At 72.5% G+C, this 23,762-nt stretch carries 22 protein-coding genes; 6 read left to right on the forward strand and 16 right to left on the reverse strand.

Annotation, left to right across the window (positions count from 1 at the left end; genetic code table 11):
• Positions 1 to 77 precede the first annotated feature (77 nt).
• Genes ACTVAJ_RS00745 through sigE form a run of 3 tightly spaced genes read right to left on the reverse strand, consistent with a single transcriptional unit; the run spans position 78 to position 2,535 of the window.
• Positions 78 to 1,178: a transcriptional regulator gene (locus ACTVAJ_RS00745; RefSeq protein WP_470386026.1), complete on the reverse strand. Its 1,101-nt coding sequence runs from the start codon at positions 1,176 to 1,178 to the stop codon at positions 78 to 80.
• A complete protein-coding gene (locus ACTVAJ_RS00750; RefSeq protein ID WP_470386027.1) occupies positions 1,175 to 1,957 on the reverse strand; it encodes a zf-HC2 domain-containing protein in 783 nt (260 codons plus the stop codon). The genes ACTVAJ_RS00745 and ACTVAJ_RS00750 overlap by 4 nt, the downstream gene beginning before the upstream one ends.
• 2 nt (positions 1,958 to 1,959) lie before the next feature.
• Positions 1,960 to 2,535 carry an RNA polymerase sigma factor SigE gene (sigE, locus tag ACTVAJ_RS00755; RefSeq protein WP_470386077.1) on the reverse strand — a complete coding sequence of 192 codons (576 nt, stop codon included), beginning with the start codon at positions 2,533 to 2,535 and terminating at the stop codon, positions 1,960 to 1,962.
• A 355-nt stretch (positions 2,536 to 2,890) separates the two neighbouring features.
• On the opposite strand from sigE, the gene ACTVAJ_RS00760 reads away from it, so the two are divergent.
• Complete coding sequence (locus tag ACTVAJ_RS00760) at positions 2,891 to 3,481, forward strand: O-methyltransferase (RefSeq protein WP_470386028.1); 591 nt, start codon at positions 2,891 to 2,893, stop codon at positions 3,479 to 3,481.
• Positions 3,482 to 3,767: 286 nt separating this feature from the next.
• Here the strand turns inward: ACTVAJ_RS00760 and ACTVAJ_RS00765 are convergent, their stop codons facing one another.
• The 7 genes from ACTVAJ_RS00765 to ACTVAJ_RS00795 form a co-directional block, all read right to left on the reverse strand.
• Positions 3,768 to 5,258, reverse strand: coding sequence for a leucyl aminopeptidase (locus ACTVAJ_RS00765; protein WP_470386029.1), 1,491 nt, complete (start codon positions 5,256 to 5,258; stop codon positions 3,768 to 3,770).
• A gap of 102 nt (positions 5,259 to 5,360) precedes the next feature.
• Positions 5,361 to 5,528, reverse strand: coding sequence for a DUF3117 domain-containing protein (locus ACTVAJ_RS00770; RefSeq protein WP_017596980.1), 168 nt, complete (start codon positions 5,526 to 5,528; stop codon positions 5,361 to 5,363).
• Between the two features lie 380 nt (positions 5,529 to 5,908).
• Complete coding sequence (locus ACTVAJ_RS00775; protein ID WP_470386030.1) at positions 5,909 to 6,493, reverse strand: hypothetical protein; 585 nt, start codon at positions 6,491 to 6,493, stop codon at positions 5,909 to 5,911.
• Between the two features lie 187 nt (positions 6,494 to 6,680).
• On the reverse strand, positions 6,681 to 7,145 hold the full coding sequence (locus ACTVAJ_RS00780) for a hypothetical protein (RefSeq protein WP_470386031.1): 465 nt from the start codon (positions 7,143 to 7,145) through the stop codon (positions 6,681 to 6,683).
• A 142-nt stretch (positions 7,146 to 7,287) separates the two neighbouring features.
• Positions 7,288 to 8,061, reverse strand: coding sequence for an LOG family protein (locus tag ACTVAJ_RS00785; protein WP_470386032.1), 774 nt, complete (start codon positions 8,059 to 8,061; stop codon positions 7,288 to 7,290).
• Between the two features lie 152 nt (positions 8,062 to 8,213).
• Complete coding sequence (gene dapE, locus ACTVAJ_RS00790) at positions 8,214 to 9,278, reverse strand: succinyl-diaminopimelate desuccinylase (RefSeq protein WP_470386033.1); 1,065 nt, start codon at positions 9,276 to 9,278, stop codon at positions 8,214 to 8,216.
• Positions 9,279 to 9,438: 160 nt separating this feature from the next.
• Complete coding sequence (locus tag ACTVAJ_RS00795) at positions 9,439 to 10,275, reverse strand: 2,3,4,5-tetrahydropyridine-2,6-dicarboxylate N-succinyltransferase (RefSeq protein WP_470386034.1); 837 nt, start codon at positions 10,273 to 10,275, stop codon at positions 9,439 to 9,441.
• A gap of 191 nt (positions 10,276 to 10,466) precedes the next feature.
• Here ACTVAJ_RS00795 and ACTVAJ_RS00800 point away from each other — a divergent pair, with 191 nt between their 5' ends.
• A complete protein-coding gene (locus ACTVAJ_RS00800) occupies positions 10,467 to 11,348 on the forward strand; it encodes a hypothetical protein (protein ID WP_470386035.1) in 882 nt (293 codons plus the stop codon).
• A gap of 81 nt (positions 11,349 to 11,429) precedes the next feature.
• Here the strand turns inward: ACTVAJ_RS00800 and dapC are convergent, their stop codons facing one another.
• The gene (dapC, locus tag ACTVAJ_RS00805) at positions 11,430 to 12,539 is read right to left on the reverse strand and encodes a succinyldiaminopimelate transaminase (protein ID WP_470386036.1); all 1,110 of its coding nucleotides are present in this window, start codon (positions 12,537 to 12,539) and stop codon (positions 11,430 to 11,432) included.
• 178 nt (positions 12,540 to 12,717) lie between these two features.
• On the reverse strand, positions 12,718 to 13,035 hold the full coding sequence (gene fdxA / locus ACTVAJ_RS00810; RefSeq protein WP_017596988.1) for a ferredoxin: 318 nt from the start codon (positions 13,033 to 13,035) through the stop codon (positions 12,718 to 12,720).
• Positions 13,036 to 13,221: 186 nt separating this feature from the next.
• Between fdxA and ACTVAJ_RS00815 the strand changes: the two genes are divergently transcribed.
• From ACTVAJ_RS00815 to ACTVAJ_RS00825, 3 genes are all read left to right on the forward strand, one after another.
• Entirely contained in the window at positions 13,222 to 13,479 is a 258-nt protein-coding gene (locus ACTVAJ_RS00815; RefSeq protein WP_470386037.1) for a putative acetyltransferase, read from the forward strand.
• Between the two features lie 242 nt (positions 13,480 to 13,721).
• Complete coding sequence (locus tag ACTVAJ_RS00820; protein ID WP_470386038.1) at positions 13,722 to 15,083, forward strand: hypothetical protein; 1,362 nt, start codon at positions 13,722 to 13,724, stop codon at positions 15,081 to 15,083.
• 158 nt (positions 15,084 to 15,241) lie between these two features.
• Positions 15,242 to 16,261, forward strand: coding sequence for a site-2 protease family protein (locus tag ACTVAJ_RS00825; protein WP_470386039.1), 1,020 nt, complete (start codon positions 15,242 to 15,244; stop codon positions 16,259 to 16,261).
• 13 nt (positions 16,262 to 16,274) lie between these two features.
• Here the strand turns inward: ACTVAJ_RS00825 and ACTVAJ_RS00830 are convergent, their stop codons facing one another.
• Complete coding sequence (locus ACTVAJ_RS00830; RefSeq protein ID WP_470386040.1) at positions 16,275 to 16,739, reverse strand: hypothetical protein; 465 nt, start codon at positions 16,737 to 16,739, stop codon at positions 16,275 to 16,277.
• Between the two features lie 47 nt (positions 16,740 to 16,786).
• Positions 16,787 to 17,653: an N-acetyl-1-D-myo-inositol-2-amino-2-deoxy-alpha-D-glucopyranoside deacetylase gene (mshB, locus tag ACTVAJ_RS00835; RefSeq protein WP_470386041.1), complete on the reverse strand. Its 867-nt coding sequence runs from the start codon at positions 17,651 to 17,653 to the stop codon at positions 16,787 to 16,789.
• A gap of 144 nt (positions 17,654 to 17,797) precedes the next feature.
• Between mshB and ACTVAJ_RS00840 the strand changes: the two genes are divergently transcribed.
• Positions 17,798 to 20,008, forward strand: coding sequence for a S9 family peptidase (locus tag ACTVAJ_RS00840; RefSeq protein WP_470386042.1), 2,211 nt, complete (start codon positions 17,798 to 17,800; stop codon positions 20,006 to 20,008).
• A 62-nt stretch (positions 20,009 to 20,070) separates the two neighbouring features.
• Here ACTVAJ_RS00840 and ACTVAJ_RS00845 read toward each other — a convergent pair whose 3' ends face one another.
• Both ACTVAJ_RS00845 and ACTVAJ_RS00850 read right to left on the reverse strand, forming a co-directional pair.
• Positions 20,071 to 21,939: a serine/threonine-protein kinase gene (locus ACTVAJ_RS00845; RefSeq protein WP_470386043.1), complete on the reverse strand. Its 1,869-nt coding sequence runs from the start codon at positions 21,937 to 21,939 to the stop codon at positions 20,071 to 20,073.
• A gap of 36 nt (positions 21,940 to 21,975) precedes the next feature.
• Positions 21,976 to 23,709, reverse strand: coding sequence for a serine/threonine-protein kinase (locus ACTVAJ_RS00850; RefSeq protein ID WP_470386044.1), 1,734 nt, complete (start codon positions 23,707 to 23,709; stop codon positions 21,976 to 21,978).
• Positions 23,710 to 23,762: the final 53 nt, after the last annotated feature.

The raw sequence follows: 23,762 nt of genomic DNA on the forward strand, positions 1-23,762 counted from the left end.
GCCGCCGTAGTCCTCGCTCAAGACCTGCTCCGTACGTCTGTTGGTCGGGGTCGGCGCGCGGCGCGTCCGGATGGGCGTCAGGGAACCCCCCACCTGGACAGACCACGCTGCACTCTGGCCCAGAACCCGGAGCCCTCGGGCCCCGGCAGCGCGGTCACCGCGGAGGAGGCCAGCCCCGCGGGTGCGTCCGCGAGGACCGTGAAGACGAACCCGTCGGACTGCCACACGCTCTGGTACTGACCGACGTCACCGCCGAAGATCGTGTCATGTTGTGTTGTGACGTCACTTCCCCCCGCCCCGGTTCCGGCGTATCCGTCACGAAGTGTGGAGGGATGTTCCGTTCCCAGCTTCCCACGCTGAGTGAAGACGGACACCTGGGACAGACCATCCGAATAGATGGCGTGTACGACACGCTGCTCCCCCAGGTAGGTCGACCTGGCGTCCACCAGCCGCAGGTTCCACGTGAGGTATTCGGGAAGACACCATCCGCGTTCTCGGAGCCCGTCGCGTTCGGGGACGGTCAGGGCGTCGCCCCAGGGCTCTCCCCCGACGGCACCCTCCGGCCAGTCGCCCTCGCCGACACGTACACCGGTCAGCCGCGAGCTGAGGGCGACCTCGCCGGACTCCGTGTGGACGGTGCGGCCGAGGAGGACCCCTGTCTCGTCGTCCACCCAGAACCGGCCCGCGACGGAGCCGTCCGAGCGGTCGGCCTCGACCAGCCTGACCGGACGCCCGTCCAGTTCGGCGGGCCCCTCGTCGGTGACGCGGTAGGTGTCCTCCAGCATCCGGAGCAACCGGTCGTCGAGTGACTCCAGCGCCGAGGAGTCGGACACCACGAAGGCGCCCTCGCGGTCGTGGAGGGGCGCGAGCGCGATCCCCTCCCCCGGACGGCTCACCACGCGCAGACGGATCTCCCACGCCGTGTTCTCGTCGTCCTCACCGTTGGCATGGATCCCGGGAGCGGCCCCGGACACCGTGCGCACCGCGGTGTAGGCGAGTTCGTCCTCGGTCTCCGCGGCGCGCCGCAGCACCGGCATCCCGTCGTCGGCTCCCTCGGCGGGCACCCCGGAGGACGCGGGGTGCGCGGCGGCGGTCAGGCACAGGGCGCACAGCACCACCAGGGCCAGCAGGGCCGCCGGAGCGGAGGACGGACGGGAGGAGGGCTCCTCCGCGCTCACCGGGTGGTGTTGGTCCGGTCGGCCGGGTCCGGCTCCCCGATGGTCTGGGACTGGCCGCCCAGAGTCCCCACGGACTCGGGCGCCTCCACCTGCGGCTCCGTGGCCGAGGGACCGACCACCGGGATGTTCCGGCTGGTCACCGCGTGTTCGACCGCGTAGTCGGCGAGCCGGGGTTCGATGACCGGGGTCTGGTCGTCGTCCCCTCCGGCGACGAAGGCCGAACCGAGCAGGGCCGTCGCCACCGCGACCCCGGCGAAGGTGTAACGGCCGCCCGGGATGGGCGCGAACAGGTGGGCGAGACGCTCGGCCCCGCGACGACGCGCGGCCCCGGTCTCCGCCTCCGGCTCGTCGGCCGTCCGCGTCCCGGAGGGTGGGGCGGCCACCGGCCCGGGGTCGGCCGCCACGGGGCCGGGGTCGACCGACTCCGCGGCGAACGGCCCACCGAGGGGGTGGTCGCCCAGGCGACGGCCGCCGATCGGACGTGAGGCCCCCAGGGGAGGGCTCTGACCGAATCCGGCTCCGCCGGGCGGCGGGCCCGGACGGCCCCGACCGCCCGGGGAGACTCCCGTGTCCCGGGACAGGCTGGTCAGACGGCCCAGGAAGTCGTGGTCCGGCTCGGGTTCGCCGAGGCCGGTCAGGCGCCGCTTGAGCCTGCGCATCATGTCGGCCTCGAACCGGCACGACTCGCACTTGGCGAGGTGGATCAGGGCGCGCTCGTGCTCGCTCTGGCCGAGCTCGCCGTCGACGAGCGCGGAGAGGCGCTCTCCGAGATGGTCCATGCTCACTCCGCCTCCCCGTTGGTCACGTGTGCGCCCCGCGCCTCCGTCTCGGCGGCCAGGGCCCGCCGGTGTTCCAGGGCGCGGCGCAGCTGGGCGCGGCCCCGGTGGATGCGGCTGCGGACGGTTCCGAGCTTGACGTCGAGCGTCGCGGCGATCTCCTCGTAGGAGAGGCCCTCGATGTCACACAGGACGACGGGGGCGCGGAACTCGGCGGGCAGGGCGTCCAGGGCGCCCTGGACGTCGGCGTCGAAGTGCCGGTCGTCGTAGCGCTGGGCGGGCGAGGGCTCCCGCCCCTCCAGACGCTCGTCGGCGTTGTCGGCCAGGCCCTCGAAGCGGATGCGCGCCTTGCGGCGCGCCATGTCGAGGAAGAGGTTCGTGGTGATGCGGTGCAGCCAACCCTCGAAGGTGCCGGGGGTGTAGTTGGCCAGGGAGCGGAACACCCGGATGAAGACCTCCTGGGTGAGGTCCTCCGCGTCGTGCTTGTTACCGGTGAGCCGGTAGGCGAGCCGGTACACCCGGGGTGAGTGGACCCGGACGACCTCTTCCCAGCTCGGGGGTTCCCATGCCTCGAATTCCACGGCTGGGCCGGTCTCTGGCACCGCTGCTCCCTTCGTCCCTTCGACGCGACGCACGAGGCCCGGTCGGGGGAGGTGGTTCGTGGCGGTCAACGTGCGTTCCTCCCGATTCAACGCCGGGAGACGCCCGTTAAGTTCCCACCGCCACGCTCGGAGTTCACGCCGGATCAGGCTAATCTTGCGCCAGGGACGTGACCCGATCGCGAACAACACACCACGGTGTGTGACACATCGCTGTTCAGGAAACCCGACCACAACGTGACCACCGCAGCGGGAGGCCGTCATCACGAGCACGGATCAGAGCGCGGCCCGGATCACCTGGGTCCGCACCGAGCAGAACCGGTTCGCCGGGGACGCCGTGGGAGACGGGCCCCTGGCCGACGCCTACACGGTGGCGGAGCGGTCGTCGGCCCCACCGGTGGATCCGATGACGGGGGCGGCGCTGCGCTTCCTGGCCGCCGCCATCGGTGCCCGGTCGGCCGTCGAGGTCGGCACCGGGTGCGGTGTGTCCGGAGTGTGGCTCCTGCGGGGCATGGCACCGGACGCGATCCTCACGACCGTGGACACCGACGCCGGGTACCAGACCCACGCCCGCACGGTGTTCTCCGCGGAGGGGTTCGGCACCGGGCGGGCCCGGCTCATCCGGGGGCAGGCCATGGAGGTGCTGCCGCGGCTCACCGACGGCGGGTACGACCTCGTCTTCGTGGACGCCGACCGGGAGGGCTACCTCCGCTACCTGGACGAGGCACGGCGGCTGCTGCGCCCGGGCGGCGTGGTGGTGTTCAACGGATCCCTGACCGTGTCCGCCGAACCGGACGGACCGCTGCGCGTGCCCGACCCCGCCGAGACCGTCATCCGCGAACTGGTCCAGCGCGTACGGGAGGACGAGGGTCTGGTGCCGCTGCTGATGCCGGTGGGCGAGGGGTTGCTGGCCGCCATCCGGCCCTGAGCCCGACCGTCGGCCGTCCGCGGCCCGGTCCTGGATCTGGCGGCGGGGACGGGGACGACCGTGGCCGCGGCCCTGCACACGCCGGACCTGTCCGCCTGCCGGGCGGACACGGTGGTCGCGGTGCGCGAGGGCCGCGTGGCGGCTGCCGGGCCTCCGGCCGGGGTGTGCGTGCCAAAGGTGCCGCACGAGGCGTCCGGTGTGGACGGCACCCCGGCCGAGGATCCGGTGACCGGCCGCCCCCCGCCTCACCCGTCCGCCCCCGGGAGCCGGGCGCGGCGCACAGGCGCTAGCGGGAGGCGAGCCAGCGCAGGAGGGTGCGCGTGGAGAACGCGGTTCCGCCCTTGCTGAGGATGCCGTTCTCCTGCATCGAGCGGCCGGGACCGGCGATGTCCAGATGGGCCCAGGGCACGTCGCCGGTGAACTCCCGGAGGAACAGGGCCGCCTCGGTCGCGCCCGCCGGGCCGAAGTCCCTGCCCCGGGTGCCGATGTTGGCGAGGTCGGCCACCCGGGACTCCGTGGTCTCGGTGTAGGCGTCGGTGAGCGGCATGCGCCACAGCGGCTCACCCGAGTCCCGGCCCGCGCGCTCCAGCTCGGCGGCGACGGTGTCGTCGTCGCTGTAGAGGGCGCCCGTGCCGGTGCCGAGCGCGACCTTGGCCGCGCCGGTCAGCGTCGCCACGTCCACCAGGAGGTCGGGGTCGAGCTCGGAGACCGCGTATCCGATGGCGTCGGCCAGGACCAGACGGCCCTCGGCGTCGGTGTTGAGGACCTCCACGGTCCTGCCCGAGTAGGTGGTCAGCACGTCGCCGACCCGGGTGGCGCTTCCGGAGAAGGAGTTCTCCGCCAGGGGCAGCAGGCCGGTGACCCGGACCGACGCGCCGACCGAGGCCAGTGCCGACAGCACGGCGAGCACGATCGCCGAACCGCTCATGTCGGTCTTCATGAGCATCATGTTGTCGTTGGGCTTCAGCGACAGACCGCCGGTGTCGAAGGTGATGCCCTTGCCGACCAGCACCACGTGCTCGGTCGGGTTCTCCGGTGTGTAGGAGAGCTGGACCAGGCGCGGCGGCCGGGAGGAGCCCTGGCCGACGCCCAGGATGGCGCCGAAGCCCCCGTCGGTGAGGGCCTCCTCGTCCCAGACCCGCACCTGGAGGCCCTTCTGCGCGGCGACCTCGCGGGCCCGGGCGGCCATCCACTCCGGGTCCTTGGCCAGGGAGGGGGTGTTGATGAGGTCGCGGGCCAGGGCGGTGGCCCCGGCGAGGTCGGCACCGCGGCGCAGGGCGTCCGCGAGTTCCCCGGCGCCGTCGCCGACCACGTCGATGGCCTCGGCCGGGCGCCTGTCCTCGGGCGTCTCACCCGTCTTCATGCTGAACGTGTACGAGGCGAGCAGAGCGCCCTCGGCGAAGGCGGTCGCCGCCTCGGTGTCCGCGCCCGGCCAGGCCAGGGCCACGCGGCTCCGGCCCCTGGACGCCCGGGACAGGGCCGCTCCGGCCTTCCGGAGGTCGTCGGGCGATCCCGACCCCACCCCCAGAAGCGCCAGCCGCGCCAGGCCCTCGTCCCGGGACACCGGGAACTGGACGAGCTCGCCGGGCTTCCCGGTGAGCGAGTAGTGCGTGAACAGGTCGGTGAGCGGAGCGGGAAGGTTCCCGCCCAGCCCGCTCTCGGCCACCCCTTCGGCCGTCGTGGGACCGTCGTCCGCGAACACGGGCAGGACCAGCAGGTCCGCGGTGGATTCGGCGAGGCTTCCCGGTCGGGACTGGATCTGCGTGGCGAAGGGCACGGGCCGCTCACAATCGTTCACTCAGTTGGGAGGTGTACAACCTCGGGGGTCGTCAGGGGCGTCCGGCCCGGGGGTGGGGGTCACGGGCACGGAACGTCGTGGCTAACCGACGACTCCCTTGAGCGCGTCCCGGAGCTCGACCGCCTCGTCCGGTGTCAGTTCGACGACCAGGCGTCCGCCGCCCTCCAGGGGGACTCGCATGATGATGCCGCGACCCTCCTTGGTGACCTCCATCGGCCCGTCGCTGGTCCTCGGCTTCATCGCCGCCATGCCATTCCCCTTTCTAGATGTTCCTCGCAGGTGGCCGGGGCCGACCCACGGCACCGGCGCCGATCCGACGGGCGGTTCGGTTCCGGAACCGTGGGCCGGGTCCGTGTGACTCGCGCCCGCGTGAGGTCAGGGACGTGAACCACTCTTCGACCATTATCTCGGAGGTTGGCCCCCGTGTGTGCGCCAGGCGACGGCCGCGCGTGCGCGCGGGCGTCCACCTGCGAGAAATCGTTGGTCAGTAAAGGTTATATCGGTACTGACCGAATTCCGATGAGAGCGTGAGGGGCCGACCGGTCTCCTGCCCCGGCGCGGCCGGTCGAAACAGGGCATCCGGCCATTCCGGGATCACGCCGCTGACCGGGGATTTCCTCCGGAACGGGTCAGTCCATGGCTCCGGTGGAGGTCATCCGGGTCCCCTCGTCCGTGACGGACGACCACTCGGCCATCAGGCCCCGTTCGTCACCGTTCGGCCACAGGGTCAGCTCCGCCTCGTCGACGCAGCGCTCCTCGGGGTCGGCGACCTCGGTGTAGGCGTACACGACTCGGTCCTCGTCGCGCGCGGACAGCTGGAGCGTCCCCGAGCAGGCGAAGGTCGTCCAGGCGGTACCTCCGCGCTCGGCGCCCTCATCGATGCGGACCTCGGCGTGCCAGTCGGCGACGTGCTGGCCCTCGGTGTCGACCTGGGTCATCTCGCCCGCCCAGGACCCGACGAACCGCTCCAGGTGCGCGGTCTCCCCCGCGACCTCGGGTTCGTCGTCCCCCACGAGGGTCAACGCGGCGGCGATGCCACCGGCGAGCACGAGGGCCGCCAGCACCACGCCGGACACGACGGTGACCCGGCGGCGGCGCCTGAGGGTGCTGCGGGTCGATCGGGGGGGTTGCCACAGGGACATCTGGCGGACGGGGCTGGGAGAACCGTTGCTCCCGCCCTCGGACCCCGGATCGAGATCGGCTGCTGTGTCCATCCTCGCCATCCTGACCGAAGCTCCTCCCGCTCCGGTGGAACGGGGGGTACGTGTGTACAGCGAACGAGAATAGGGCACAGGAAACCGACGCGGCGGCCGACGACGGGACGTGTGCTGTGACACACGACATACACGGCGCTCCGGACGTGGTGGCGCGGGGGCGCCGCCGGACCGCGGGCGAGCGGTGTCAGCCCTGGCCGGAGGCGGTGGAGGCGCTCTCCGCCGACGTGTGGGCCGTTCCCTCGACCGCACTCCCCGGCGCGGCCGGCCCGTCTGCCCTCTCCGGAGCGTAGGCGTCACCGGGCAGGCGCCGGGCGCCGTCGGGCCCGTGCCCCTCGGGGACGTACGGGGCGTCGAGCCGGGAGAGCCGCCACTCCAGTTCCTCGATCCGCGCCTCACGCTCGCGCAGTGTGGCGGTGAGACGGGCGAGGAGTTCGTCGACGGCCCGGACGTGGTAGCCCCACATCGACAGGGGCAGCAGGAGCCGACCGAGGTCGGCCGACCCGACCGGACGGTCCGCGGGCAGGTCCAACGGGGGGTAGTCGGCCTCGAAACGGGCGAGCTGCCCACCCTTGCCGAGCACGACGTAGACGACTCCGACGAGCACGGCCAGGGCCGCGGCACCGACCAGGATCATGATGAAGACAGGCACGGTTAGATGCTCCCACGCCCACCCGTCGCCCGCCACCACCCGTGGGCAGCCGCTGCGCGGAGAAGCACGGGCCCACCCTCAACCGACGCCCGACGGCGCAGCACCCCACCGTCGCCCGCCACCACCCGTGGACAGGGTCCGCTCAGCCGACACCCGGCGGGATCTCACCGTTGCGCTGGGCGATGTCCAGGTGCGCCTTGCGGATGATGTCGACGATCTCGTCGGGGTCGTCGGTCAACTGGAACAGCTCCGTGTCCGCCGGGCTGATCAGGCCGTTCTCCAGCAGCCGGGACTCGACCCACTCGTGCAGGCCGCCCCAGAACTGCGAACCGACCAGGACCACGGGGAACCGCGTCACCTTGTTGGTCTGGACGAGGGTGACCGCCTCGAACAGCTCGTCCAGCGTTCCGAAACCGCCGGGGAGCACCACGAAGGCCTGCGCGTACTTCACGAACATCGTCTTGCGGACGAAGAAGTACCGGAAGGTCATCCCCACGTCGATGTACGGGTTGAGGGACTGCTCGAACGGCAGCTCGATCCCCAGCCCGACGGACATGCCGCCCGCCTCCTGGGCGCCCTTGTTGGCGGCCTCCATCATCCCCGGACCGCCACCGGTGATCGTGGCGTACCCGGCCTCCGCCAGCCTTGCGCCGACCTGCACACCCAGCGCGTAGTGGTCGCTGTCCGCCTTCACCCGGGCCGACCCGAACACGCTCACCGCCGACGGCAGCTCGGACAGCAGACCGAACCCCTCGACGAACTCCGACTGGATGCGCAGCACCCGCCAGGGGTCGGTGTGGACCCAGTCCGTCGGCCCCCGCTGGTCCAGCAGGCGCTGGTCGGTGGTGGTCTGGGGAATGGCCCGCCCCCGGTACGTCAGCGGACCCGCGTGCCGAATGTGTTCCTCTTCCGTCATGCTCGTAAAGCTATCCGAGCGGGGGCGGACCGCGCCTGAACCGCGCGTGTACCCGGGGTGGCCGAAAACGGCCGATTCACCATCCGGCCACCCGGAAAACCCTGGTCACCGGGGGCGGGCGGTGGCCACCGCCCGCCCCCGGTGACCCTCCGTCAGCGCGATCCGCCGAGCCAGGCCACCATCCGCTCCTCGGCCTCGCGGATTTTCGCGATCTCGGCGTACTCGTCCCTGGTGTGGGCCAGCAGCGGGTCGCCGGGGCCGTAGTTCACGGCGGGGACGCCCAGTTCGGAGAAGCGCGACACGTCGGTCCACCCGAGCTTGGCGCGCGCCCGCCCCTCCCCCACCGCGGTGACGAAGGCGGCCGCGGACGGGTCGTCGAGCCCGGGACGCGCCGGGGCGGCGGCGTCGGTCACCGTGACCTCGAAGCCGTCGAACACCTCGCGCAGGTGCGCCTCGGCGTCCGCGACCGACAGGTCGGGAGCGAAGCGGTAGTTGACCGTGACCGCGCACTCGTCGGGGATGACGTTGCCCGCGACACCGCCCTCGACGGCCACCGCGTTGAGGCCCTCGTGGAAGCGCAGGCCCTCGACCTCCGGCTCACGCGGGGTGTAGGCGCGCAGGACGTCGAGGACCGCCCCGGCCCCGTGGATCGCGTTCTCGCCCATCCAGGAGCGGGCGCTGTGCGCGCGCCTGCCCCGGGTCACGACCCGCACGCGCATCGTGCCCTGGCAGCCGCCCTCGATGACGCCGTCCGTCGGCTCCATGAGGATGGCGAAGTCGCCCGCCAGCCACTGGGGGTGGTGCAGCGCCAGACGCCGGAGGCCGTTGCGGGAGGCGTCGACCTCCTCGTTGTCGTAGAACACGTACGTGACGTCGTGCACCGGCTCGGTGACCAGAGCGGCGAGCTTGAGCTGGACCGCGACCCCGGCCTTCATGTCGGAGGTGCCGCAGCCGTACAGGCGGCCGCCGTCCACGTGCGAGGGGACGTTGTCGACGATGGGAACGGTGTCGATGTGACCGGCGATCACGACCCTGCGCGGGCGGCCCAGGTCGGTGCGGGCGACGATCGCGTCACCGTCGCGGGCGACCTTGAGGTGCGGCAGGGCGGACAGGGCCCGCTCGACCGCGTCCGCCAGGGTCCGCTCGTCGCCGCTCTCGGAGCGGATGTCCACGAGGGCGGCGGTCAGGTCCGCCGCGTCGGAGGTCAGGTCCAGCATCGTCTCGCCCCGTTCGGTTCGTCGTCCGTCGCTCGCGCCGCACCGCGTTCCCGGACGCGTACGCGCCGTCAAGCCTAGGGCGTGTTCCGCGGCGCACGCCCGAAAGCGCGGAGCGCCCTCCGAACCTGCCGGAAGGGCGCTCCACGGGGCTGCGCCCGCGTCAGGCGTTGACGCCGTGCTCGCGGAGCAGGTCGTTCAGGGCGAGCTTGTCGTGCTCCTGGCCCTTCTCCAGTCGCTTGAGCACCAGCAGGACGGGCATGCCGAAGTCGCCGCCGGGGAAGCTCTTGACGCGGTTGGCGGTCACGCAGACCGACCAGGCCGGGGCCTCGCCGCGCGGCAGCTCCTCACCGGTCTCGGCGTCGAAGACGCGCGTGGAGGAGGTGAGGATGGTGCCCGCGCCGAGCTTGGCGCCGGTACGCACCCGCGCGCCCTCGACGACCATGCTGCGGGAGCCGAGGAAGGCGTCGTCCTCGATGATGACCGGGGAGGCCTGCGGCGGCTCCAGGACACCGCCGACGCCGACGCCGCCGGACAGGTGGACGTTCTCGCCGACCTGGGCGCAGGAGCCCACGGTCGCCCACGTGTCCACCATGGTGCCGGAGCCGACGTGGGCGCCGATGTTGGTGAAGGACGGCATGAGCACGACGCCCGGGGCCAGGTAGGAGCCCCAGCGGGCGATCGCGCCCGCGACGACGCGGACGCCGTCGAAACGGGTCTTCAGCGGCATGCGGTCGTGGTGGTAGAAGTCGCCGACGTGCGACTCCTTCATGTCCAGGACCTTGAAGCCGAGCAGGATGGAGCGCTTGGCGCGCTCGTCGACCACGACCTCGTCGGTGCTGGGGTCGACGAAGGCGACGCGCGCCTTGCCCTCGTCGATCTGGTCGATCGCGCCGATGATGGTCTCGCGCGCGTCGGTGTGGCCGGGGGTGAGTTCGGAGCGCCGCTCCCAGAGTTCGTCGATCCGGTCCGGCAGCGGGCTTGTGTACGAGCTGGTCATGTGTACCCACGTTAGCGGTTGCGCGGGGGTACACCGCTGAGGCCCCGACCCGTTCCCTGCGTGACGCTGCGTGCGGGCCCGTACCGACGACTACACTTCGGCCGAGGCGCGCGACGCGCCCCACGCGCCGCACGAACGGCCCCCCGTCACGTGCGACGCGCTCCACCCGTCACCGACCCGATGGTTCGCCCGTGCCCAGTAAGCGTCGGAAAATCTCCGCGTTCGTCAAGATCCTCCTGGCCCTGTTCCTCGTGTGTGGCGCCCTCGTCGCCGGGGGCTACTACGTGCTGACCACGGTCGAGCCGCTGGACCCCGTGGAGGAGGCACCGGAACCCGCCTGCCGCCTGGACCTGGCCGAGGGCGAGTACGACCTGGAACCCGAGCAGGCGGTGAACGCCGCCACGGTCGGCGGGGTGGCGTTCAGCCGCGACCTGCCCGACGAGGCCGTCACTGTGGCGTACGCGACGGTGTGGCAGGAGTCCACCTTCTACAACCTGGAGTTCGGCGACCGCGACTCGGTGGGCCTGTTCCAGCAGCGGCCGTCGCAGGAGTGGGGCGACCCGGAGCAGATCCTCGACCCGGTGTACGCCAGCGGCGCGTTCTACGACGCGTTGGCCGACATCGGCGGCTGGGAGGAGCTGCCCGTGTTCGAGGCGGCCCAGGCCGTGCAGCGCAGCGCCGACGGCTACGCCTACGACCAGCACGAGACGCTGTCGGCGGACATGGCCGAGGCGTTCACCGGCGCCCTGGGGCCGGCGATGACCTGTTGGTACGACGCCGACACCATGGAGGCCTCGCTGGCCTCGGAGGCCGACGTCACGGGCGCGAAGGCGGAGATGGCCCGCGTGTTCGGCACCGACCCGGCGGAACTTCCCGTGGCGGAGGACCCGAGCACGGGTGACCTGGGATGGGCGATGACGCTCTGGGCGGTCGCCCACGCGCAGGAGTACGGAATCACCACGGTGACCTACGGCGACCAGCGTTGGCGCGCGTCCGACGGGCTCGACGGCGCCGAGGCGTGGACGACCCTCGGCGACGGCACCGACACCGAGGGACGCGTCGTCCTCGGGTGAGGCCGCAGCGGCCCCGACCCAAGCCCGGGGAGCGTACTCCCCGGGGGCGGGACGGCCGCGTTCACCGTGTCCGCTGCGCGGCTAGGACGCCAGGCGCCTGACCGCCGCGTCGACCCGCTCGTCGGTCGCGGTGAACGCCACCCGGACGTGCCGGGCGCCCGCCGTGCCGTAGAAGTCTCCGGGGGCCACCAGGATGCCGTGTTCGGCGAGGGCGGCCACGGCGCCCCAGGCGTCGTGTTCGGGGTGGCTCGCCCACAGGTACAGACCGGCGTCGGAGTGCTCGATCCGCCAGCCCGCGCCCTCGAAGGCGGCGCGCAGGCGGCTGCGGCGCGCGCGGTAGCGCTCCTTCTGCTCGGCGGCGTGGCCGTCGTCGTCCAGCGCGGCCCGCATCGCGGCCTGCACCGGAGCGGGGACGATCATGCCCGCGTGCTTGCGCACCGCGAGCAGCTCCCCGACCAGGGCCGGGTCGCCTGCGACGAACGCGGCGCGGTAGCCCGCCAGGTTGGAGCGCTTGGACAGCGAGTGCACGGCGAGCAGGTTCTCGTGCGAACCGTCGCACACGTCCGGGTGCAGGATCGAGACCGGTTCCCTGTCCTCCCAGCCGAGGTCCAGGTAGCACTCGTCGGAGGCGACGACCGCCCCCCGCTCACGCGCCCACTGGACGACCTTGCGCAGGTGGGGGATGTCGAGTACGCGGCCGGTGGGGTTGCTCGGCGAGTTCACCCACACGAGCCCGACCCGCGCCGGTCCGAGCGCGGTCAGGCCGTCCGAGGCGACCGGGGTGGCACCCGCCATGCGGGCGCCGACGTCGTAGGTGGGGTAGGCCAGTTCGGGGTGGACGACCGTGTCTCCCTCACCCAGGCCGAGCAGGGTGGGCAGCCAGGCGACGAGTTCCTTGGAGCCGATCGTCGGCAGGACGGCGTTCTCCCCGACCCGGACGCCGTGGCGGCGCGCCAGCCACCCGGAGACCGACGCGCGCAGCTCGGGGGTTCCCCAGGTCATCGGGTAGCCGGGTGAGTCGGCGGCGTCGGCCAGGGCCTGGCGCAGGTTCGGCGGCACCGGGTCGACGGGGGTTCCGACGGAGAGGTCGACGATGCCGTCGGGGGTGGCCGCGGCCGTGCGCTTGTACGGGGCGAGCCTGTCCCAGGGGAAGGTCGGGAGCCGGTCCGTCACGCGTCGCCGTTCGGCCATCGGTGCGTTCTCCATCAGGATCGGGAGGGGTCGGGAGTCAGGGCTGGAACAAGTGTCGCGCCGACCCCCGGCCGGGGGTCGGCGCGACACTCACGTTCGGCTGTCCGCGCGGGGACAGCACCCTCTGCGCCAAGGGGGTGCGTCTGACCGACCGGTGCGGGTCGGTTGTCCGGGCCTGCTAGGCCTGCGGCGGGAGCTTGGCGACGAGCGGGTGGTCCCGCTCGATCTTGCCCACCTTGGAGGCACCGCCCGGCGAGCCGATCTCGTCGAAGAAGTCGACGTTGGCCTTGTAGAAGTCCTGCCACTGGTCGGGCAGGTCATCCTCGTAGTAGATGGCCTCGACGGGGCAGACGGGCTCGCACGCACCACAGTCGACGCACTCGTCCGGGTGGATGTAGAGCATGCGCTCGCCCTCGTAGATGCAGTCCACAGGGCACTCGTCAATGCACGCCTTGTCCAGCACATCGACACAGGGCTGCGCGATGACGTAGGTCACGTCGAACTCCTTGATCTCACCCCCGCACTCCACGGAGGGAGGCGGGGACCTTCGGAGTCCGGGTGGGGGGCCGGCGTGCGGGCGCCGACTCCCCCGGTTCCCGGGCTCCGCAAGCTGTTGGCACAGATGTCGTTCTCCTAGTATGGCGTCGGAGAATACCCAGCGCACAATCGGGGGTGGCGTTCGATGCATCTGAGGGGTCGTCTGGTGCACCGGATCACCCGTGAGGACGTAGGAAAACGGGTGTCCGTCCGAATCCACCTCCCCGACCGGGGTTTCACCGATATCGTCGGTGTCGTGGAGTCCTGGACGGACGGTGTGCTGACCCTGCGCCGCCGCGACGGCTCGGGGGTCGAGGTCGCCGAATCCGACATCGCCGCCAGCCGTGTCGTTCCCCCCGTGCCCCCGCGACGACGCGACGGGCGTCCCCCACAGGCGCCCTGACGGCCGCACCCGCTTCCGGTTCCACGACGGAACCGAACGACCCTCGGCATCCTCGGACGGAACCCGGGGATGCCAGATCATGCCTGAACACAGGCATTCTTCTCCCCGTCCGGGGTAGGAGACGGCAGAGTCCCGCCGTGAGCACGAGCCAGCTCCGCGCGGGACACAGGAGAGCACCGCGCCCCGGCGTCACCCCACGCTGAGCGGGCGCCCGGCACGGCGGGAGGTGGTGAGCGCCCATCATGCGCGAAGCAGTCGCGTCCGCCCTCGCGGAACTGGCCGGACGGGACGAGCGGGCGGCCGGGGCCGCGCGCCAGGCGTTGGACACCCTGTCCCCCGACCACGGCATCCAACAGCTCACCCAGTACTCCGTCCAGCGGTTCTGCTGGTTCGAGCTCCCCGCCCGGTTCCCCCGGTCCACGGACGACCGGGTGTTCACGGCCCGCTCCCTCGGCACACTCTTCTCCCTGCTCGAACTCCACCGCTACGCCCAGGTGTGCTCGGCGCCGGAGACGGTCACGCTGCTGTCCGTCCACGACGACGACCACGACGCCGGGGTGTCCATGTACGAACGGCTCATGTGGGAGTCGGGCGTGGAACCACCGGACCTGCCCGAACTGACCTGGGGCGGCGCGGTCGGCGACGCCGAGATCCGGGCGCGCCACGAGACCGCCGCCGCGCTGGAGCTGGCGATCTCGGTCGGTGACGTGCGCCCGGGCAAACACGGATGGCGGACGGCACAGGAGCGGTTCGCGCGGTCCTTCCTCACCCAGCCCGACCGGCGGGGGCTGAGCCACCTGGACCGGATCCGGGAGGAGCGGGTGCGCGCGTGGATCGGATCGCCCGTGCATCCGCACAGGCAGCGTATGTGGCCGCTGGTCGGTCAGATCATCGCCGGGGCGGACGTGCCGCGCGCCGTGGACACGGCCATGGCGCCGCTGCGGAGGCTGCTGGACCTGGCGTCGGACGGGATCGCGCTCACCCAGATCGGGTACATCACCCCCGGCGTGGTCCGGCAGATGTGCGCGGACTTCGGGTGGCGGACCTCGCCGGACCCGCCGCGCAGCGAGACCGACGCCACCCAGTTGATCGCCCTGCACCAGGTGCTGCGCGGGATGCGGGCGGTACGCAGGTCGGGTCGGCGGCTGGTGCTGACGCGGCGTGGCCGGCAGCTGCGCGAGGACCCCGAGGCGCTGTGGTGGGCCGTCACCGAGACCCTGTGCCGTACCGGCGGGATCGAGCAGGCGGCCGCGGAGACGCTGTTGGGCGTCCTGTTGGCGCGGTCACCGCAGGGCACCGGTTCGCACGCCCGGCGCGGGGAGTCGGACGTGGCGGCGGCGGAACGGGCGCTGACGGAGTCGGGGTGGGTGCCGACGGAGGTCCCGGTGTCCGCGGGACGGCACGCGGCGGCGCACCGCAGGACCGCGGAGACCGCTTCGGACCAGGTGCGCGCGCTGGTGATGGCGGTCGGTTGGCTGCTGGAGACCCTGGGGCTGCTCACGGAGGACGACGGCGACGGCCACCGGGAGCTGACCGTGCCGGGGCGGTCGTTCGCGATCGCGTGCCTGCACAAGTCCGCGGTGGCGCCGCGCGCGGTGGTCTAGGCGGTGTTCGCCCTGGTCCTCCGCTTCGCTTAGGCCAGCGCCGCAGGCGTCCGCCGAGGGTGGCGGCCCCCACCCGTTCGCGAGGCGACCCTGGGCGATGGTGGGCGAGGGGAGGGCCTAGTCTGGACCGCGAACCACCCGCGATCAGCAGGAGCACCATGCCCACGCCCGAGACGCCGCAGAGCGCGGACACGACCGACGGGCCCGGACCGGACACGGCCCCAGGCGCCGAGGGGGCGCGTGGTGCGGACCCGTGGGAGCGGATGCCCCAGGACGCGCTCAACGTCCCCGGCCTGAGCGAGGACACCGAGGGCGGGCGGGCCGAGGACGAGGGCGCCGCGAACACGGGCCCCATCGGCACCGCACCGTCCAAGGTCGGCGCGTCCGGAGGCTGGTCGGACTTCCTGCCCAGCCCGGTGTTCGTGCTGCTGCTGGGCCTCATCGGTTTCGCGGGCTGGCTGTCGTGGACCGCGGCCGAACTGGACTGGGCGGCCGAGGAGACGAGCGTCACACCCCTGGTCCCGCCCCTGCTCATCGTCCTCGGGTGGATCGTCTCGGCGGCCGTGCACGAGTTCGGGCACGCCCTCGCCGCCTACCTGGCCGGTGACCGCTCCCTGCGCGGCAGCGGCTACCTCAGGCTCAACCCCTTCGCCTTCCGGGAGACCTTCGGCGGCCTGATCCTGCCCGTGGTCTACCTGTGCCTCAGCGGTGTGGGGCTGACCGGCCCGCCCACCTACGTGAAGTGGGACCGGATCCCGGTCGCGCGCCGCGCCGCGGTGGTACTCGCCGGTCCGCTGGCCAGTCTCGTGCTGGCGGCGGCGCTGACGGTCACCGTGTCGCTCCTCGTCCCCCCGGGCAACGACACCACCAACTGGGCGATCGCCTCGATGGCCTTCCTGTCGTTCGCGAACCTGTCGGCGGCCGTGGTCAACCTGCTGCCGGTCCCCGGCCTGGACGGGTTCGAGCTGCTCACGCCCGCGCTGTCGGACAGGGCCACCGGTTTCCTGCGCGTCAACGCGCTGTACTTCTCGATCGCGGTCTTCGCGCTGCTGTGGGCACCGGGCGTCAACGACGCCTTCGTCAACGCCTTCTACTGGTTCTACGACCTGGTCCTGCCGAACCCGGTGTACCCGGGCACGGTGTTCCTGGGCCAGGTGCTGTTGCAGTTCTGGTCCTGACGTCCCCGGAGCGTCAGCGGCGGCCGTCGGCCCGTACGGGGCCGCGGCCGCGCGCGTTCCGGACCGAGCTGACCACCACGGCGGCGGCCAGCGCCAGCATCGATCCGAGCTGGTAACCGTTGTGGATCATGTGGCCGGTGAGCACGATGTCGCCGCCGGGCGTGTAGCCGATCACGACGAACAGGGAGAGCACGAACCCGATCGTGAAGGCCATCGCGGCGTCCGGCGTCCCGCTCCCCCACGCCAGGAGTCGGCAGCCCGCGTACAGCAGTGCCGCGTAGACCAGGAGCGCGGCCACCGCGATCGTCGGTACCGGCTGTCCCGCCTCCCAGTAGCGGGTCAGCCATCCCGCGCACAGGGACGACACGAGTCCGACCACCGCGCCCAGCGGCGCCACCACGGCGAGCGTCCCGAGGTACACCAGAACCGAGGTGCCGCGGAACCGCGCTGCCCCCGTGTCGGTCTCCGGCGTGGTCATGTCAGTGGAGGATACGCGGCCGGTCCCACCGGATCCGCTGGCGCCGCTCACAGGCCCGCGAAGAGGTCGGTCTCGAACCCGCCGCCGACGGTCCGCGTCGTCGGCCCCATGAGCAGGGTGAAGTGCTCCACCGCGTCGATCTCCTGAGCGATGTCGTTCGACAGCGCGAAGCGTTCACCCTCCACGGTGATCTGGGTGGCGTGCGCGCGCATCGCGAGCGTCTTGGCCGCCCAGTGGTCGGTGGCGTCGATCCGCGTGGTGACCGCGGCGTCGGGCGTGCCCAGGGCGATGTCGGACACCCGGGAGGGCGGTGTGAAGGAACCGGACTCCTCGGCCAGGCGGGAGATGGACGCCTCGATCCGCGACACGGGTTGGGCGATCGCGTAGAGCTTGCGGACCCGCCAGGGGGTGCCCGGCATGGTGCGTTCCCCCGCCTTGACGCAGGCCCGGCGTGTGACCCGGTGCGCCTGGATGTGGTCGGGGTGGCCGTAGCCCCCGTTCTCGTCGTAGCTGACCACCACCTGCGGTCGTGTCTCGCGGATCATCTCCGCGAGAAGGGTCGCGGCCTCCTCGACGTCGGCCCCCCAGAAGGCACGGGGGTGGTCGTTGGCAGGACCACCGACCATGCCCGAGTCGCGGTAACGGCCGGGACCGCCGAGGAACCGGTGGTCGCGCACGCCCAGCGCGACGCAGGCCTTGTCGAGTTCACCGACGCGGTACTCGCCCAGCGTGTCGTCGCGGTCGGCGGTCAGGTGCGCGAGGTCGTCGGGGACGACCTCCCCCTCCTCGCCCAGGGTGCAGGTCACGAGGGTGACCTCCGCTCCCTCGGCCGCGTACTTCGCCAGCGTCGCTCCGGTGACGATGCTCTCGTCGTCGGGGTGCGCGTGCACCATCATCAGTCGCCTGTCCATCACGTAGCGAACGATACCGGGCGAGCCGCCCCTCCTCCGCCCCGGCGAACCCGGAACCCGGGTCCCGCGTCCCGGGCCCGGAACCCGGGTCGGGGCTCACCGCGGCCAGCGCGACGCGGCGCCCCGGTGATGGTCCACAATCGCCCTATGAGCTTTCCTCGCCAACTGGCCCGAACCCATCGCTTCACCATCGGTGTCCCGTACGCGTTCGAGATCTCCCCGGACGGGCGGCGTGTCGCCTTCCTCAGGGGACGGGACGGTGTGGACACCGCCACCTGCCTGTGGGTGCACGAGACCGAGGAGGGTACGGCCTGGGTGGCCGCGGACCCCCGGGCGCTCGGCGCCGACGACGAGAACCTCCCCCCGGAGGAGCGCGCCCGCCGCGAGCGGCTGCGGGAGAGCGGCGGCGGCATCGTCTCCTACTCGGTGGACGACGCGTTCACCCGCGCCGTGTTCACCCTCTCGGGGCGGCTCTTCTACGTGGATCTGGTGGGTGACGACAACACACCGCGCGAACTCCCCGCGACGCGTCCGGTCGTGGACCCCCGGATCAGCCCGCGCGGCGACCGCGTCGCCTACGTGAGCGGCGGGGCGCTGCGCGTGATCGACGTCGCCGCCGCCGAGGAGGACCACGGGGACCGCGTCCTGGCCGAGCCCGACGGCGAGCACGTGACGTGGGGTCTGGCCGACTTCGTCGCGGCCGAGGAGATGAGCCGGTACCGCGGCTTCTGGTGGGCCCCCGACGGCGGGGCGATCCTGGCCACGCGGGTCGACGAGGCCGACGTCGCCCGCTGGTACGTGGACGACCCCGCCAGCCCGGAGCAGGAGCCGACCGCCCTGCGCTATCCGGCGGCCGGGACGGCCAACCCGGAGGTGCGGCTGGCGGTGCTGACCGTCGGGACGGCGGGCCGGCACCGGGAGGAGGGCCCGGGCGCGCCCGTGTGGATCGAGTGGGACCGCGCGGCGCTGCCGTACCTGGTACGCGCGGGCTGGACGACGGGCCCCGACGGCACGCCGACGGTGGTGTTCACCGGGCAGAGCCGCGACCAGCGCACGATGACGCTGTTCAGCGCCGACCCGATGACCGGCCTGGTCGCGGACGTGCGCACCGACACCGACGACGTGTGGCTGGAGATCGTGTCGGGGGTGCCCGACCACACCGCCTCCGGTGACCTGGTGTGGGTGGCGCGCGACCCGGAGCACGGCGAGCGGCGGGTGTACGTCGGCGGCCAGCCGGTCAGCCCGCCCGACGTGTACGTGCGGTCGGTGGTCGACGTGGACGGGGACCGGATCCTGTACTCGGGGTCCCCGGTCGGGCGCCCCGGGAACGTGTCCCTGTGGCTGGTGGACCTGCCGACGGGTCTGGCCGCGCCGGTGGAGGTGCCCGGGCACGGGTGCTCGACCGCCTCCGACGCGGAGGCGCACAGCGGGGTGCGGTCGGGTCGGCTGCGCGGCGACACGCTCGTGGTGCAGCACCGGTCGATGGACTTCCCGGGCGTGCACACCCTGGTGTTCCGCAACGCCACCTCGGAGACGCAGCGGGAGCGGACCGAGATCGAGAGCTTCGCGCAGACCCCCGACCTGCCGGAGCAGCTGCGGGTGCGGACGTGGCGGGCCGGTGAGCGGGAGATCCCGACCGCGCTCGTGCTGCCGTCCTGGTACCGGGAGGACCTGCGTCCGCTCCCCGTGCTCATGGCGCCGTACGGCGGCCCGCACGCGCAGCGGGTGCTCAACGCGCGGGGTGCGTTCCTGACCGCGCAGTGGTACGCGGAGCAGGGCTTCGCGGTCCTGATCGCGGACGGTCGGGGCACCCCCGGCGTCGGGGTGGAGTGGGAACAGGCGATCCACCTCGACCTGGCCACACCGGTCCTGGAGGACCAGGTGGCGGCGTTGCGGGACGCGGCGGAGAGGTACCCCTTCCTGGACACCTCGCGGGTGGGGATCCAGGGGTGGTCGTTCGGCGGGTACCTGGCGGCGCTGGCGGTGCTGCGCAGGCCGGACGTGTTCCACGCGGCGATCGCGGGCGCCCCGGTCATCGACTGGGAGCTGTACGACACGCACTACACCGAGCGGTACCTGGGTACGCCGCAGGACCAGCCGGAGGCCTACGAGGGCAGCTCGCTGCTGACGGACGCGGCGAAGCTGGAGCGGCCGCTGATGATGATCCACGGTCTGTCGGACGACAACGTGGTGTTCGCGCACACGCAGCGGATGTCGTCGGCGCTGCTCGCGGCGGGGCGCAAGCACACGGTGCTGCCGCTGTCGGGGGTGACGCACATGCCGTCGGACCCGGTGGTGGCGGAGAACCTGATGCTGCTCCAGGTCGAGTTCCTCAGGGACAACCTGACCGGGGAGTAGGCGCGGCCGACGAGGGCCGGGGCCGGGTGCGGGTCGTGAGGGCCCGCACCCGGCGTCGCCCGTCAGAACCCGGGGCCCTGGGCCTCCGACCGGCTCGCCGCGATCTCGGACTCGCCGGGAAGTTCGATCTCCACCGGCTGGTCGAACTGGACGAACACAAAGTCGTAGGTCGCGACGCCGGAGGGGTTCCCGTCCTCCTCGGGCCCCTCCCAGCGCAGCTCGGTGCGGTACGTCAACGGGTACCCGTCGTCCCCTACCCAGAGCTCAAAGGCGACCTCCGGCTCGTCCCCCTCGTAAGCCGGTTCGCGCATGAAGGAACCCGTGTAGTGGTGGCCCTCACGCGAGGCCAGATCCCTGCCCCCTGCCATGCGTACCGGAACGAAGTCGGCCCGCACGCGGTCAACACCCCGGTAGACGGCTTCGGCGCCGTCCTGGACGGTCTCGTCGAGCTCGTCCAGCGCCGCCTCCCACCGCCCTCGGGGCCCCGTCGCGGTGTCCTCCTGGGTTGGGTCCCGATAGAAATTCCGGTCGTAGCCCTCGCCGTCCGCGCGGGAGGACTCTGTGAACCGAAGGACATCATCCGGCCCCTCGCCGATCTCCACCCGCCCGTCGGTCATCCCTCCGACGACCAACAGCTCCAGGTACACGGGGTCGGGGTCCTCGGTGTACTCGTAGTACACGAACTGCCCGTCGCCCACGTCACCGCTGTCCTGCGAGCTGAACGCGGCGAAGCTCGGCGCCTCCCGGGCGAGCCGGACCGCCTCCGCCACGACCGCGTCGAAATCCTCGGGAGAGGTTCCGGCCACGGGACCGCCCTCGTCCGCCCCCGTCGATGGTGCGGCTTCGTCCGCGGGACCCGCCTCCCCGCCGGGGCGGAGGACCACCAGCCATGCCGCGACGAGGACGACGGCCGCAAGAGCCGCTGTCAGCGCGGTCGCCACCGCGATCCCCCGACCGCGCCTGGACCGGCGCACCGGACGGGGCTCCGGTGCCGTCACCCCGCGCCACTCGGTCGCTAGCAAATCGGGCACGAGCCGCGTGGGCGGAACATCACGCGCCGGTTGGACCCGGGTGGCGTTCCATCCGCCGGTGAGCTCCGCGAGCGCCTCCGCGGCGGTGGGCCTCGCCTCCGGGGACTTGTCCATCGCGCGGCGAACCAGGTCGAGGAGTTCCGGCGGCACACCCTCCAGGTCCGGTTCCTCCTCACGGGTGCGGTGGATCAGCGCCTCCGCGTTCCCCGTACCGAAGGGGTTGCGCCCGGTCGCGGCGAAGGCGACCAACCCGCCCCAGGCGAACATGTCCGAACGCGCCGTGGCCTCCTGGCCGAGGTACTGCTCCGGCGCCATCCAGCCGGGCGTCCCCATCAGGCCGCCCGTCCGTGTCAGGGCGGTCGCGTCGGCGGCGCGCGCGATACCGAAGTCGAGCACCTTCGGCCCCTCCGGCGACAGGATGATGTTGCCCGGTTTGAGGTCGCGGTGCACGATGTCCGCCTCGTGGATGGCGGCGAGGGCCTCCCCCAGTCCGACGGCGAGCGAGAGCAGCAGCCCTCCAGCCAGGGGCCCGTTGGCCCGGACGTGCTGGCGTAGGGTCCGCCCGCGCACGTACTCGGTGGCAAGCCAGGGGGCGCCGGCCCGGACGTCGGCTCCGTAGAAAGCCGCCGTACAGGTCGCCCGCACCCGTGACACCAGTTCGACCTCGCGGGCGAAGCGGGCGAGGAACTCGGGGTCGGCTGCGAACTGCGGATGGATCACCTTGACCGCGGCGCACGAGCCCGCCGGGTCGACCCCCGCGTACACCGCGCCCATGCCGCCGGCGCCGATCCTGCCGACGACACGGTAGTTCCCCAGTTGCCGGGGGTCGGTGGAGCCGGGCGGGTCGATGCCGGGCGGGAGGCGGTCCTGGTCGAACGGGCGGGGGGCGTCAGGGGACATGGGCACCTTCACGCGGAGGGGAAGCGGGGGGCAGGGTCACTCGGAGCAGCGGTCGGTCTGGCCGTTTCCGGCTGAGGAGGCTCCCAACGGTTCGAGTTCGAGGGCCTCATCGATGTTCTCGGGACGGAAGCAGACGCCGCCGGGGTAGTCGGCTGGAATCGCACCGTCGTCCTGGACCCCTGCGGGTAGGTAGTACACGGGCAGCGTCCTCTCCACGTCGAGGTCGAGGACGAGCCTCGCGGTGGGGTTGCGTGCGCTCAGCACGTGGACGTTGCCGCCTCCGGTCTGCAAGGTGATGTCCAGATCGTCCTGGCCAGCGGTGATCCGTTCGTCCCACCCGAAGTCACCCTCGGAGATCTGTACCTCACCGAAGTCGAGCAGGTACTCGGCCGTGACATTGACGAACGCGCCGTCCCCGACCATATCCGTGGCGGTGAACGAGAGCCGCACCTGGTCGAGTCCCTCACCCCCGCCCGAGGCCGACTCCAACCGGCGCAGGAGCGCGGCGGAGGTGTCCGACGCCGGTTCCACCACCACACGGCCGTTCTCGTACAGGTCGTGGTACTCCTCGGGCACGTCGGAGGGCACACCCGAACCCACCTCCTGGCCGGTGGTGGATCCGTCGGCGACGTCCGTCCCCGACACCCGCTCCCCAGCACCGGTTCCCACCTCATCGCGGACCAGCGTCCCAACCACTGCGACGGCCAGCACCACCAGCGCGGTCACCGCCGCGCCAACCGCGAGCGGGACGCGCCGCCGCACCACCCACGACCGCCTGCGCGGCGCGCACCGCCGCCACTCCTCCACCGAGGAGTCAGCGATCGGTATCCGGGTCCACGCCTGGCCCATGACGGCCCTGATGTCGACGTCACCGCCCCCGGTCACCTCGGTGGGCGCCTCGTCGGGGTGCAGCGGAGCGGACACCTGACGCATCGCGGTGACCGCGTCGGGACGCCGCTCGGGGTCCTTGTCGAGCGCCCGTTCCAGCACCCTCCGCAGCCCGTCCGGGACACCGTCCAGGCCCGGAGGCTCGGACAGGATCCGCGCGGCCATCGTGTCGGAGGAACCCGAGCCGTGCGGGTGGCGGCCGGTCGCGGCGAAGGCCACCAGCCCGCCCCAGGCGTACATGTCCGAGCGCTCACTCGCCGGAGCACCCCGGTACTGCTCGGGAGCGATCCACCCGGGCGTCCCGACCAGGCCGCCGGTCCGCGTCAGCGCCGTCTCCTCCACGGCGCGGGCGATCCCGAAGTCGAGCACCTTGGGGCCGTCCGGCGACAGGATCACGTTCCCCGGTTTCAGGTCCCGGTGCACCACCCCGGCGGTGTGGATCGCGGCGAGGGCCTCGGCCAGCCCGATCGCCAGAGCGGTCAGTACACGCCCGGTGAGCGGCCCGTGCGTTCTGACGTACTCATCGAGGGTGGGGCCGGGAACGTACTCGGTCGCCAGCCAGGGCAGGTCGGCCCCGGGGTCGGCGTCCAGGAAACGGGGTGCGCAGGCGGCCCGCACCCGGCGGACCAACGCGACCTCACGCGCGAACCGCTCCCGGAACTCGGCGTCGGCGGCGTACACCCGGTGCACGCACTTGACCGCTGTCCGGCGGTCGGCGTCGTCCAGAGCCGCGTACACCGTCCCCATCCCGCCCACGCCGATCCGTCCGACGACGCGGAACGTCCCGACGCGACGGGGTTCATCGGCGGTCAGGGGCTCTATCCCGGTGGGCAGGGCAGGATCTGGTCCGGCGTGCGAAGCCAGGGGTGGGGTTGGGCGCATACGTCGGCCGATCTGTCACTCGGTGGCGGGTCGGGATAGGGGAGGGACCGGGG

This window comes from Nocardiopsis sp. KDC1DS13DA1, assembly GCF_055632325.1.